General features: G+C 67.3%; 13 protein-coding genes. 8 read left to right on the top strand and 5 right to left on the bottom strand.

Going from position 1 to position 12106, the window contains the following annotated elements; genetic code table 11:
- Positions 1-38 precede the first annotated feature (38 nt).
- Complete coding sequence (locus tag ACNKFW_RS16305; RefSeq protein WP_418025030.1) at positions 39-326, top strand: hypothetical protein; 288 nt, start codon at positions 39-41, stop codon at positions 324-326.
- A 48-nt stretch (positions 327-374) separates the two neighbouring features.
- Here the strand turns inward: ACNKFW_RS16305 and uvrB are convergent, their stop codons facing one another.
- Positions 375-2561: an excinuclease ABC subunit UvrB gene (uvrB, locus tag ACNKFW_RS16300; protein ID WP_024844694.1), complete on the bottom strand. Its 2187-nt coding sequence runs from the start codon at positions 2559-2561 to the stop codon at positions 375-377.
- A 187-nt stretch (positions 2562-2748) separates the two neighbouring features.
- On the opposite strand from uvrB, the gene ACNKFW_RS16295 reads away from it, so the two are divergent.
- On the top strand, positions 2749-3060 hold the full coding sequence (locus ACNKFW_RS16295; RefSeq protein WP_024844693.1) for an ETC complex I subunit: 312 nt from the start codon (positions 2749-2751) through the stop codon (positions 3058-3060).
- Positions 3061-3128: 68 nt separating this feature from the next.
- Here the strand turns inward: ACNKFW_RS16295 and ACNKFW_RS16290 are convergent, their stop codons facing one another.
- On the bottom strand, positions 3129-4292 hold the full coding sequence (locus tag ACNKFW_RS16290) for an NnrS family protein (RefSeq protein WP_147428886.1): 1164 nt from the start codon (positions 4290-4292) through the stop codon (positions 3129-3131).
- A gap of 201 nt (positions 4293-4493) precedes the next feature.
- Positions 4494-4667, bottom strand: a complete 174-nt coding sequence (locus tag ACNKFW_RS16285; protein WP_167521693.1) for a hypothetical protein — start codon at positions 4665-4667, stop codon at positions 4494-4496.
- Between the two features lie 798 nt (positions 4668-5465).
- On the opposite strand from ACNKFW_RS16285, the gene ACNKFW_RS16280 reads away from it, so the two are divergent.
- The 6 genes from ACNKFW_RS16280 to ACNKFW_RS16255 all read left to right on the top strand — a co-directional run bounded on the left by ACNKFW_RS16280 (position 5466) and on the right by ACNKFW_RS16255 (position 10035).
- A complete protein-coding gene (locus ACNKFW_RS16280) occupies positions 5466-6017 on the top strand; it encodes a thioredoxin family protein (RefSeq protein ID WP_147428885.1) in 552 nt (183 codons plus the stop codon).
- Positions 6018-6701, top strand: coding sequence for a phosphoglycolate phosphatase (gene gph, locus ACNKFW_RS16275; RefSeq protein ID WP_024844749.1), 684 nt, complete (start codon positions 6018-6020; stop codon positions 6699-6701).
- Positions 6702-6799: 98 nt separating this feature from the next.
- Complete coding sequence (locus ACNKFW_RS16270) at positions 6800-7228, top strand: TIGR01244 family sulfur transferase (protein WP_147428884.1); 429 nt, start codon at positions 6800-6802, stop codon at positions 7226-7228.
- Between the two features lie 42 nt (positions 7229-7270).
- Entirely contained in the window at positions 7271-7405 is a 135-nt protein-coding gene (locus ACNKFW_RS16265; protein ID WP_257154204.1) for a hypothetical protein, read from the top strand.
- Positions 7406-7482: 77 nt separating this feature from the next.
- Complete coding sequence (typA, locus tag ACNKFW_RS16260; protein WP_147428883.1) at positions 7483-9303, top strand: translational GTPase TypA; 1821 nt, start codon at positions 7483-7485, stop codon at positions 9301-9303.
- Between the two features lie 84 nt (positions 9304-9387).
- Positions 9388-10035: a TetR/AcrR family transcriptional regulator gene (locus ACNKFW_RS16255; RefSeq protein ID WP_147428882.1), complete on the top strand. Its 648-nt coding sequence runs from the start codon at positions 9388-9390 to the stop codon at positions 10033-10035.
- Between the two features lie 17 nt (positions 10036-10052).
- Here ACNKFW_RS16255 and ACNKFW_RS16250 read toward each other — a convergent pair whose 3' ends face one another.
- Together ACNKFW_RS16250 and xseA are read right to left on the bottom strand one after the other, a co-directional pair.
- Complete coding sequence (locus ACNKFW_RS16250; RefSeq protein WP_058096312.1) at positions 10053-10376, bottom strand: 2Fe-2S iron-sulfur cluster-binding protein; 324 nt, start codon at positions 10374-10376, stop codon at positions 10053-10055.
- Positions 10377-10487: 111 nt separating this feature from the next.
- Entirely contained in the window at positions 10488-12047 is a 1560-nt protein-coding gene (gene xseA / locus ACNKFW_RS16245; protein WP_147428881.1) for an exodeoxyribonuclease VII large subunit, read from the bottom strand.
- Between the last annotated feature and the right edge of the window lie 59 nt (positions 12048-12106).

The following is a 12106-nucleotide window of genomic DNA, read 5'->3' as shown; positions in this document are numbered from 1 at the left end:
GGTTAGGTCGGCAGCAAGTCCAGACTCATGAGGTCAAGATGAAACTCCCGCTTTCCCTTGCCGTTCTGGCAACTCCCCTTGCGCTGGCCGCCTGCACGCCCGAGGCGCCGCCGCCCCCGGAACCCGAAACCGTCTCGGTCGATCCCTGCGGAGCGGCGCGTTACAGCCACCTGATCGGCCAGACCTCGCCCACCATCTCGATGCCCGAAGGGCAGATGTATCGCATTGCCCGCGAAGACCGGCCGATGACCATGGAGATGATCCAGGACCGGCTGACCTTCATCGTGGACAGCCGGGGCAAGCTGCTTTCGGTCAGTTGCAGCTGACCCGGACGCCGGGGGCGGGGCACCCCTGCCAAGCCCCGTTGCCGCGCGTCAGCTGCGCCGCCGCGACCGCTTGTTGCCGCCGCGCTGCCCGGCCCGCCCGGCGGTCGAGCGTCCCGAGGATTTGACCGCCGCCTCGGCCGCCTCCTCGATGGCGGATTGCCGGGCCAGCGGGTCGTCGGCCACGGCCAGTTCCACCGCCTCCAGCCGCTTGACCTCGTCGCGCAGCCGCGCGGCTTCCTCGAATTCCAGGTTCTCGGCCGCCTTGCGCATCTGCGCCCGCAGCGCGTCCAGATGCGCCGCCAGATTGGCGCCGACCAGCGGCTTCTCGATCCGCGTCGTGATGCGCGCCTGATCGGTATCGCCCTGCCACAGCCCGGCCAGCACGTCCTCGACATTCTTGCGCACGGTCTGCGGCGTGATCCCATGCGCCTCGTTATAGGCGATCTGCTTCTGGCGCCGGCGCTCGGTCTCGGCCATGGCGCGTTCCATGCTGCCGGTGATGCGGTCGGCATACATGATGACCCGGCCGTCGGCATTGCGCGCCGCCCGGCCGATGGTCTGGATCAGTGAGGTTTCCGAGCGCAGGAAGCCCTCCTTGTCGGCATCCAGGATCGCCACCAGCCCGCATTCCGGGATGTCCAGCCCCTCGCGCAAGAGGTTGATGCCGACCAGCACGTCAAAGGCCCCCAGCCGCAGGTCGCGCAGGATCTCGATGCGCTCGATGGTGTCGATATCGCTGTGCATGTAGCGCACGCGGATGCCCTGTTCGTGCAGATATTCGGTCAGATCCTCGGCCATGCGCTTGGTCAGGGTCGTGACCAAGGTGCGATAGCCCTGCGCCGCGACCTTGCGCACCTCGTCCAGAAGGTCGTCCACCTGCATCTCGACCGGGCGGATCTCGACCTGCGGGTCCAGCAGGCCGGTGGGGCGGATCACCTGCTCGGTAAAGACGCCGCCGGTCTGGTCCAGTTCCCATTGCGCGGGGGTGGCGCTGACAAAGACCGATTGCGGGCGCATGGCGTCCCATTCCTCGAATTTCAGCGGCCGGTTGTCCATGCAGCTGGGCAGGCGGAAGCCATGCTCGGCCAGGGTGAACTTGCGCCGGAAGTCGCCACGATACATGCCGCCGATCTGCGGCACCGAGACATGGGATTCGTCGGCAAAGACGATGGCATTATCCGGGATGAACTCGAACAGCGTCGGCGGCGGCTCGCCCGGCGCGCGGCCGGTCAGATAGCGGGAATAGTTCTCGATCCCGTTGCAAACACCAGTCGCTTCAAGCATTTCCAGGTCGAAGTTCGTGCGTTGCTCAAGCCGCTGCGCCTCCAGCAGCTTGCCCTCATCGGTCAATTGCTTCAACCGCACCTGAAGTTCGGCGCGTATCCCTTTGATGGCCTGTTGCAAGGTCGGGCGAGGGGTGACGTAATGGCTGTTGGCATAGATGCGGATCTGCTTGAAACTGTCGGTCCTGGCGCCGGTCAGCGGATCGAATTCGGTAATTGATTCAAGCTCGTTGCCGAAGAAGTCGAAGCGCCAGGCCCGGTCTTCCAGGTGGGCCGGCCAGACCTCGATCACATCGCCGCGCACCCGGAAGCCGCCGCGCTGGAAGGCGGCGTCGAGGCGCCGGTATTGCTGCGCCACCAGTTCGGCCAGGAACGCGCGCTGGTCGTAGCTTTCGCCGACCACCATGTCCTGGGTCATCGCCGAATAGGTCTCGACCGAGCCGATGCCGTAGATGCAGCTGACCGAGGCGACGATGATGACGTCGTCGCGCTCCAGCAGGGCGCGGGTGGCCGAATGGCGCATCCGGTCGATGGCCTCGTTGATCTGCGATTCCTTCTCGATATAGGTATCGCTGCGCGGGACATAGGCTTCGGGCTGGTAGTAGTCGTAATAGCTGACGAAATATTCCACGGCGTTTTCGGGGAAGAAGCCCTTGAACTCGCCGTATAATTGCGCAGCCAGCGTCTTGTTCGGGGCCAGGATGATGGCGGGTCGCTGGGTCGCCTCGATCACCTTGGCCATGGTGAAGGTCTTGCCGGTGCCGGTGGCGCCCAGCAGCACCTGGTCGCGCTCGCCCTCCTGGATGCCTTTTGCCAGTTCGGCGATGGCGGTGGGCTGGTCGCCGGCGGGCTGGAACTCGGAATGCATGACGAAGCGCCGGCCGCCTTCCAGCTTGGGCCGGCTCACCTCGGGAAAGCGCGCGACGGGGGCGTTGGTGTTGTTGTGGCCCATGGTTTCACCTTTGTTCCTGCCTGGGTCAATCTGGCGCATTCGCGCCCCAATGCAAGCCCGGCCGGGGAATATGCGCCATGCGGGGGCGGCAATCCGGCCGCGATGGCGGGAAATCGCGCCAGGGGCATCTTGATCGCCCGGCCGGCTTCGGGGATAAGGCGGGAAGCAAGAACAGAGGGTTCCCGCCATGCGCGTCCGCATCTACAAGCCCGCCCGCAACGCCATGCAATCCGGCACCGCCCGCACCAAGAACTGGGTGCTGGACTTTCCGCCCGCCGATCCGCGCGAGATCGACCCGCTGATGGGCTGGACCAGCAGCGACGACACCCAGAGCCAGGTCCGCCTGCGCTTCGAGACCCGCAAGCAGGCCGAGGATTACGCGCGCGAACATGGGCTGGATTACGAGGTGATCGAGCCCCATACCCGCGCCCCGAACATCCGCCCCCGCGGCTATGGCGAGAATTTCGCCCCCGACCGCCGCGCGCCCTGGACGCATTGAGCCAGGGCGGATCGGCGAGCCAGGGCGGATCGGCCGCCGCGGCTGCCGGACGGTCAGGAGCCGGGCGGTCAGGAGCGGCGGGACGCACTCAGCACCGGTCTGGGCACCGGTCCCAGCAGCGCGCGCCGGAAGTCCCACAGGAAAAGCGTCCATCCCGCCATCCAGCCCGCCGCTGAAAGATGCAGTAGCAGCGCCCATGCGTCCGCGCCGGCACAGCACATCAGCAGGCGCATCAGCACGGCCAGATTGACGAGGCCGAAGGCAAGGGCCAGCGGGCGCGATACCGCAAGCCGGCCTGCTTTGCGCGCCATGGCCGCCCGTCCCATGATCGCAAGCATCATCGTGCCCATGGCGCCCATGGTGATGGCGTGAATCGCCGTGGTCATGTCGAGCCCGGCCGAGGGTCGCTGCGACAGGCCCGCCAGGACCAGGCCCAGCGGCAGCCATAGCCAGGCCAGATGCAAAAGCAGCAGCGCCGGGTAGCGGCCGGCACGCCAGCTGCGCCACAGGACCATGCGGGCCAGTTGCAGGATGCCAGAACCGATCAGGAGCGGCCCGGCAAGCCCCGGGCGATCCAGCAGCAGCGCCGCCATGGCCAGAAGCAACCCCAGCAAGCCGGCGCCGGCAAGCCAGCGCGGCTCGGTCGGGGGCGGCCGGCCGGAGGACGCGGCCCAGTGCCGGGTGAATGCCGCAAGGGCGCGGCCACCCACCAGGCAGAGGAGCAGCGCGAACAACAGGGGCGCCATGTCCTGCGCAAGGCCTGCGGCAACGGGCCCCGGCCCGGCGATGGCCAGCGCCTCGACGCCGCCGAGGACCAGGGGCGCCAGCGCGAGCGGCAGCTTCCGCCAGACCCCGGCCCTTGCGGCCCGCCATGACAGCAGGCTGCCCAGAACGAGGAAATAGGCCGTCGCCGTCACAAGGCCGAAGGGTCCAGGCGGGCCAAGGGCGAAGGCCAGCCGCCCGGCAAGCCACAGCGCCACCATGACCGCGGTCGTGGCCGGCGCGACCCTGGGGCGGCCGGTCCATGCGGGCAATGCGGTCAGCAGATAGCCCCCGACGGCCGCACCGCCCATGCCGAACAGCAGTTCATGGCGATGCCAGGAGGGTGCATCGACGCCGATCCCGGGCGGAATCAGCCAGACCGATGGCACGAGAGCCGCCCAAAGGCCGGCCAGAAGAAACAGCGGGCGATGCGGCGCCAGCCACAGCCCATGGGTCAGAGAGCGAAGCATCGGTTTCCGGCAGTTGCCGCGAATGCCGCATAGCGCAGAAGAGCGCGGAGGTTGTCAACAGGCCGGCAGGGCGGCTTCCGCCCGCCAGCGGTCCCAGGCGCGCGCGATCCTTGGGTTTCAGCCGATCGAGGCCGCTGGCCGCCCGCCTGGCGTCGGGGATGCGCCTGACACGCCGGCAGAGCTTGCGTCGCTTCGCCTCGGCTATTCTGGGCATGGCATCTGCATCCGGCTCGGGGCAATCCGCAGCGGTTCGTCACCCAGCCGCGGCTCCAGGCCGCGCAGCTTGCGCAGATGCAGCAGGAACCGGTCTTGGAAAAACGCGGCGATCTCGTCGGGATCGAAGCCGCGGGTAAGCAGGAACGGGACGCGGGACATGCGGGGTTTCGGCCTGGCAAAGCCCGGCCGTGGATGGAGGTTCGATCCGGATCGGCTTGGGGCAGGGGGCTGGCCTGCCTGGCTGGAACAGTGCCGCGGTTGTTAGCGGGACGGGGTCCGATGCACACCATTACGCGCTGTGCGATGCACAGGTCCAGGAGATGACGTGATCTTTCGCCTGATACCGGGCAGCGCCATGCCTAGGATGAAAAGCTGTGCTTGCAGGGTGATTATGACGGGCATGGATGGCATTCCTCGCAGCATGATGGGACCGGGCGGGAAAGCTGGCGCTTCCCGGGGCATGGGATGGAAATTTCGGCTGACCTGTCTCCCGGCGAGATGCTCAGGTCGCCATGGCCGGGCTGGACCTGCGGACGAAGCGGCGTTGCCTGGGCTGCGTCAACAGGAAGAATCCGCCCGCGGCTGCCCAGAGGCCGCGCATCCGCGCGCTGATCGCCGGCACCGCAGCCCTAGGGCAACACACTGTATTCTAAATAAATATCCTTGGAGACAGCCCGCGAATAGCCATCGTTTGGCCGAAAATAGCCGCCGAAATGGCTCTCATCCGACCAATGTTCCGGTGATCGCGACTGGAAGCCGCCCGCGTTGGGTCGTTTAAATAGATAATCCGAATTATGTAAAAAAAATTCCGCCTGAAGCAGGCGCGCCGGGCTGCGACTTATTAGCCATGGCGGGTACAGGCACTTTCTTTCCATCTTGCCGCATCATAGTCTGCTGGGTGAACCCCGCAATTTCGGCCGCCGCGAGTCAGGCGGCCTCGACCAGCAAGGAGAGCCCATGGCCGTTCGTCCTCCGGTTTGCGATTTCGGTGCCAAGGCGCCGGACTTCACGCTGCCTGATCCCGATGGCCGCATGGTCTCGTTTCGCGACATCGCCGGGACGCGCGGCACGCTGGTCATGTTCATCTGCAACCATTGCCCCTATGTGCAGGCCGTCATCGACCGCATTCGGCGCGACGCCGCCGAATTGCAGCAACTGGGCATCGGCGTCGTGGCGATCTCGGCCAACGACGTCGGCGAATATCCGCAGGATGGACCCGAGCAGATGAAGATCGAGGCCGAGAAGCACGGCTTCACCTTTCCTTATCTCTATGACGAAAGCCAGGACGTCGCGCGCGCCTATGGCGCCGAATGCACGCCGGATTTCTTCGGCTACAATGCCGCGGGCGAGTTGCAGTATCGTGGCCGACTGGACGCCTCGGGCCGCAATCCCGCCCCGCCGGATGCCCGGCGCGAGCTGTACGAGGCCATGGTGCAGATCGCCGAAACCGGGCAGGGCCCGCGCGACCAGGTGGCCTCGATGGGTTGCTCGATCAAATGGAAGGCGTGAATGAACATCTGCTTTGCCCCCTGCCCCGTGGTTTTCGATCTTGACGGCACATTGATCGACAGCGTGCCCGACATCCATGCCTGCGTGAACGCGGTATTGCGCCTGCATGGCGTGGCGCCCCTGACGCTGGATCAGGTTCGCGGCTTCGTCGGCGGCGGCGTCGACCTGCTGTGGCGGCGCGTCATCGGCACCACCGCGCTGCCGGTCGAGGCGCATCGCGACCTGGTTGCCTCGTTCATGACCCGCTATCACGACGCCACCGGCCTGACCCGGCTTTATCCCAATGTCGCCGAGGCGCTGGGGATCCTGGCCGATCGCGGCTATCCGCTGGGGCTTTGCACCAACAAGCCCCTGGGCCCGACGCGGGCGATCCTCGACCATTTCGGCATCGCGCAACTGTTCGGGGCCGTGGTGGGCGGCGATTCCCTGCCCCAGCGCAAGCCCGATCCGGCCCCCCTGCGCGCGGCTTTCGCCGGCCTGGGCGCCGATCCCCTGAATCCGCGCGGGGTCTATGTCGGCGACAGCGAATTCGACGAGGAATGCGCCAGCAACACCGGCGTCCCCTTCCTGCTGTTCACCCGCGGCTATCGCAAGACTCCGGTCGAGCAGATGACGCATCGCGGCACGTTCGACGATTTCGCTCGCCTGCCGCTGCTGGTCGAGGAAACCTCGGCGGTCGGCTAGGTTCATCCGGCATCGCGGCGCTTGACAGGACGGCAAAACGGAAGGAACCGTCGCCGCATGCCGCCATTCCGGCCCGACCGAAGCCCAAGGAGCTCCGCATGGACCTGCGACAACTGACCCCCGACCTTGCCGTGGCCGCCCAGATCCGCCCCGAGGATCTGCCAGCCTTGGCCGAGGCCGGCTTTCGCGTGCTGATCAACAACCGCCCCGACGAGGAGGTCGGCCCGGACGAGGGTGACGAGGCGATGCGCGCGGCGGCCGAGGCGGCGGGGATGGCATATCACTTCAACCCCTTCCCCCCCGGCCAGATCACGCCGCAGATGATCTCGGCCCAGGCCGAGGCGCTGGCCGCGCCCGGACCCAAGCTGGCCTATTGCCGGTCCGGCAACCGCTCGACCGTGCTCTGGGCGCTGGCCCGCGCCGGACAGGAACCGGTAGCGGATCTGCTTCAGACCGCGGCACGGGCGGGCTACGATCTTTCGGGTGTCCGACCGCTGATCGAATCACTGGCCCGACAGGATGTCTGATCGCCGTCGGCCGGGAACCTTGGCCGACGCGGCGGGTTTCCCATGCGACAGCCAGCGATCGGGCGGATCCCTTGCCCGGCCGGCCCAAGGGAGGAATCCGTCATGAACTCGATCATCTATCTTGTCGGCCTTGTCGTCGTAGTGCTGTTCATCCTGGGGCTTCTGGGCCTGCGCTGACATCCTGCCTGCGATTGGCGCTGGCCTTTCGCGCCCCTCTGCGTTACCGGGGGCGCAAATTCTGAAAAAGGCCCCCTATGGACATCCGCAATATCGCGATCATCGCCCATGTCGACCATGGCAAGACGACCCTGGTCGATCAGCTCTTGAAGCAATCGGGCAGTTTCCGCGAAAATCAGGCCGTGGCCGAGCGCGTGATGGACAGCAACGACATCGAGCGTGAGCGCGGCATCACCATCCTGGCCAAGGCGACCTCGGTCGAGTGGAAGGGAACCCGCATCAATATCGTCGACACCCCCGGCCACGCCGATTTCGGCGGCGAGGTGGAGCGCATCCTGTCGATGGTGGACGGCGTCTGCCTGCTGGTCGATGCCGCCGAAGGTCCGATGCCGCAGACCAAGTTCGTGACTTCCAAGGCGCTGGCCCTGGGGCTGCGGCCCATCGTGGTGCTGAACAAGGTGGATAAGCCCGCCGCCGATCCCGACAAGGCGCTGGATGAGGTGTTCGACCTGTTCGCCAACCTGGGCGCCAGCGACAAACAGCTTGATTTCCCGCATCTTTATGCCTCCGGCATCGGCGGCTGGGCCGACGAGACCCTGGAAGGGCCCAGGAAGGACATGACGGCGCTGTTCGATCTGGTGCTGCGCCATGTCGAGGCGCCGAAACAGATCGAGCGCCAGGACGAGCCCTTCCAGATGCTGGCGACCACGCTGGGCGCCGACCCGTTCATCGGCCGCATCCTGACCGGCCGGGTCGAGGCCGGCCGCGCCAAGGCCGGCGACACCATCAAGGCGCTGTCGCGCGACGGCGAGCGCATCGAGCAGTTCCGTGTCTCCAAGGTGCTGGCCTTCCGCGGCCTGAACCAGCAGCCGATCGACGAGGCGGTGGCGGGCGACATCGTCACCCTGGCCGGCATGTCCAAGGCTACCGTGGCCGATACGCTCTGCGCGCTCGAGGTGGACACGCCCCTGCCCGCCCAGCCCATCGATCCGCCGACGATCAGCGTCACCTTCGGCATCAACGACAGCCCGCTGGCGGGCCGCGACGGCAACAAGGTGCAGTCGCGGGTGATTCGCGAGCGGCTGATGAAAGAGGCCGAGACCAATGTCGCCATCAAGGTCGAGGACACGCCGGGCGGCGACGCCTTCATCGTCTCGGGCCGCGGCGAACTGCAGATGGGCGTGCTGATCGAGAACATGCGCCGCGAGGGATTCGAGCTGTCGATCTCGCGCCCGCGCGTCATCTTCCGCGAAGAGGACGGCCAGCGCCTCGAACCGATCGAGGAGGTCATCATCGACGTCGATGACGACTATACCGGCGTGGTGATCGAAAAGCTGACCGGCGACCGCAAGGGCGAGATGGTGGACATGCGCCCCGCCGGGACCGGCAAGACCCGCATCGTCGCCCATGTGCCCTCGCGCGGGCTGATCGGCTATCACGGCGAGTTCATGACCGACACCCGCGGCAACGGCGTGCTGAACCGCATCTTCCACGGCTGGGCGCCCTACAAGGGCGCGATCCAGGGCCGCCGCCAGGGCGTGCTGATTTCCATGGAGGACGGGGTTTCGGTGGCCTATGCGCTGTGGAACCTGGAAGAGCGCGGCAAGATGTTCATCGGCGCACAAGAGCAGGTCTATCAGGGCATGATCATCGGCGAGCATTCGCGCGACAACGACCTGGAAGTGAACCCGCTGAAGGGCAAGAAGCTGACCAACGTGCGTGCCTCGGGCACGGATGAGGCGGTGCGGCTGACCCCGCCGGTGCGCATGTCGCTGGAAGAGGCCATCGCCTATATCGACAATGACGAGCTGGTCGAGGTCACGCCCAAGAACATCCGCCTGCGCAAGCGTTACCTGGACCCGCACGAGCGCAAGCGCCAGTCCCGCGCCGAGGGTTGAGCTTCTTTCCGCCGCTTGGGATTACAGGCTTTCGCGGCGGAGAAACTCTGTTAGATTTGAAGCAAGTTGTCTCAGGAGCGGCTGATGGAAGGCCGGGGGAATATCTATCAAAGCTTGATCTTCGCCGCCCAGGAGCATCTGGAGGAAAGCGGCCGGCTGCCCTCTGACCTCGCCGAACTTGCCCCGCGCACCGCGGCGAGCGAGGAAGAGATCCGCAGCATGTTCAGTTCGATCGAGGAACTGCACGAGGGGCTGATCTATCACGCCGTCACCCTGCTCAACGATGCGCTGCGCGAGGGGGTGATCCAGGCCAATACCGCCGACCCGATCGAACAGATGCATTCGATCGCCCACAGCTATCTGGCTTGGGCCGAGGCGAATCCGACGCTGTTTCGGCTTCTGGTCGATAGGCTTTGCGGCCCGATCAAGCCCGGCAGCGCCTTGCATCGCTATACCAGCTCGATGCGCGACCTCTATCACCGCAAGCTGTCCGAGGCGCAGCGGCTCGGCATCCTGTCCCCGGACACCGACATCGACATCTCGACCATGATGCTGCATTGCCTGGTCAAGGGCGGCAACATGATGTTCCTGACGCGCAGCACCGATCCCTGGTTCGACGGCGATTCCCGCTCGACCCGCGAACTCGCCGAACGGATATTCGCCGAGTTCATGGGCAACCTGATCCGGGCCAATGCGCCCGCATCCGCGCCCGCCACCAGCGAAAAGGCCTGAGCGGGACGCGGCTGCGCTTAGATCTGGCGTTCGGGCAGGTTCACCACCAGCCCGTCGAGTTCCGGCGTCACCTTGATCTGGCAGGTCAGGCGCGAGCGCACCGGATCGGGCTGCCAGGCGAAGTCCAGCATGTCCTCTTCCATCGGATCCCTGGGCGGCAGCCGGTCCACCCATTCCGACGCCACATAGACATGGCAGGTCGAACAGGCGCAGGCGCCGCCGCAATCCGCATCGATGCCGGGTACGCCGTTGTCGCGCGCGCCCTCCATCACGGTCATGCCGGGTTTGACGTCGATTTCGTGGACGGTGCCGTTGTGCTCGATGTAAGTGATCTTGGCCATGGGTGCCTTCCTTGCGCTTCATGCCGCAGATAGGTCATCGCGCCGCAAGAGAAAAGCCCCGCCCGCGCGGCGGTTTTCCGCATCCTGCTGCGCGGCCCTGGGCCTGGCGCGCTAGAAAAGCGATTTCTGGCCCCGGGGCTCGCGCGGCTTGCGGGCGGGTTTTGCCGGGGGCGCGTCGGGGCGCGCCGTCAGTCGGCCGTCCAGGAACTCGATCTCGAAACGCGGGGCCTGCGCCGCCTCGGCCGCCTCGGTCAGCAGGCCCGCAGGACCATGCACGACGGCGAATCCGCGGCGCAGGGTCTCGCGATAGCCCAGCGTCTGGCGCAAGCGGTCCAGCCGCTCCAGCGCCTCGCGGCGGGGCGGCAGCATGCGCGCGGCGGCGGCGGCAAGCCTTGCAGCCATGCGCTCCAGCATGTCGCGGTCGCGGGCGGTCTGGCGCGCGGCATCGGCCAGCATCCGCGCGCGAGCCCGCTCCAATCGGCTGCCGAGCTCGGCCAGGCGCTCGGTCCGGCGCCGGCCCAGCCGCTCAAGGCAAAGCGGCAGCCGCTGCCCCTGCCCTTGCAACGCATCGCGCCGGCTGCGCAGCATGGTGCGCAGGGCCGACAGCGACAGCGGCAGCGCGTTCAGCCGGTCGCGGCGGGCGCGCACGAAACCGCGCAGCGCCGGCTCCAGCCGCTCGGCGAACAGGTCGAAACGTTGCCGGGCCGGGTCGGTCAGCGCCTGCGGCCGGCCAAGCGCGCGGCCCAGGTCGGCCAGCCGCTGGCGCCGGCGCTGGTTGCCCCCCTGGGCGGCGCGCATCATCCGGGCCCGGATCTCGGCCAGCCGGGCGGCCAGTTCGGCGCGCACCGGCACCGCCATCTCGGCCGCGGCGGTGGGCGTCGGCGCCCGGCGGTCCGCGGCGAAATCGATCAGCGTGGTATCGGTCTCGTGCCCCACGGCCGAGATCAGCGGAATCGCGCTGGCGGCGGCGGCACGGACCACGGCTTCCTCGTTGAAGCCCCAGAGATCCTCGAGGCTGCCGCCGCCGCGGGCGACGATGATCAGCTCGGGGCGCGGGATCGCCCCGCCCTGGGGCAGCGCGTTGAAGCCCTGGATCGCCGCGGCGACCTGCGGCGCGCAGCCCTCGCCCTGCACCGCCACCGGCCAGATCAGCACCCGCGTCGGAAAGCGGTCGCGCAGCCGGTGCAGGATGTCGCGGATCACCGCGCCCGAGGGCGAGGTCACGACGCCGATCACCCGCGGCAGATAGGGCAGCGGGCGCTTGCGCGATTCGTCGAACAGCCCTTCGGCCGCCAGCGCCTTGCGGCGCTTCTCCAGCATCATCATCAGCGCGCCGACGCCGGCGGGTTCGAGTTCCTCGACGATCAGCTGGTATTTCGACTGGCCGGGAAAGGTGGTCAGCCGGCCGGTGGCGATGACCTCGATCCCCTCCTCGGGGCGGGTCGAGAGGCGCGCGGCCTGCCCCTTCCAGGTCACGGCGGCGATCACAGCGCGGTCGTCCTTGAGGTCGAAGTAAAGGTGCCCGGACGAGGGGCGCGAGACGCGGCCGATCTCGCCGCGCACGCGGACGCGGCCGAACTCGCCCTCGAGCACGCGCTTCACCGCGCCCGAGATCTCGGAGACGGTGAATTCATGGGCGTTGCTGGCGGGCGTCTCTTCGAAAAGCTCCATGGCCCGGTTGTGGCGCGGGGCGCGGGCGGGATCAAGGGGTTTGGGGGATTGATCCGGCG

Origin of the sequence: Paracoccus sp. TD-10 (assembly GCF_048270675.1) — a bacterium.
In the GTDB taxonomy this organism is placed as follows: domain Bacteria; phylum Pseudomonadota; class Alphaproteobacteria; order Rhodobacterales; family Rhodobacteraceae; genus Paracoccus; species Paracoccus pantotrophus.
This window is presented reverse-complemented; position numbering and strand designations above follow the sequence as displayed.